The 390-nt window shown below is 73.6% G+C and carries 1 protein-coding gene; it reads left to right on the top strand.

The window, feature by feature from the left end; genetic code table 11:
* A partial coding sequence (locus BIV03_RS17620; protein WP_175475966.1) for an aquaporin occupies positions 1 to 390 on the top strand: 390 nt, incomplete at both ends.

Below are 390 nucleotides of genomic sequence, written 5' to 3'. Positions count from 1 at the left end.
CTCGGCGGCGTCGGCACCGCGCTGTTCGCCGCGAACGTCCCGAGTGCCACGGACAACCAGCAGGGCGTCGGCTACCTCGGCGTGGCCCTCGCGTTCGGTCTCACGCTCGTGGCCGGGATCTCGGCCGTCGGGCACATCTCCGGCGGTCACTTCAACCCCGCGGTCACGCTCGGTCTGCTCGCAGCGGGCCGCACCGATGCCCGCCACGTCGCCGGCTACATCGTGGCCCAGATCGTCGGCGGACTCGCCGCGACGAGCATCATCGCCGCGGTGCTCTCCGGCAAGCCGGGGGCGTTCGCTGCCGCTCGTGACGGGGGCTTCGCCTCGAACGGGTACGGATCGGCGAGCCCCGGCGGGTACGGCCTCGGGTCGGTGTTCCTCGCCGAGGCG

The sequence above is a fragment of the Curtobacterium sp. MCBA15_016 genome (genome assembly GCF_001865105.1).
Taxonomy (GTDB): domain Bacteria; phylum Actinomycetota; class Actinomycetes; order Actinomycetales; family Microbacteriaceae; genus Curtobacterium.
Note: the sequence above shows the minus strand (reverse complement) of the source record. Positions and strands in the feature narration are given on the sequence as shown.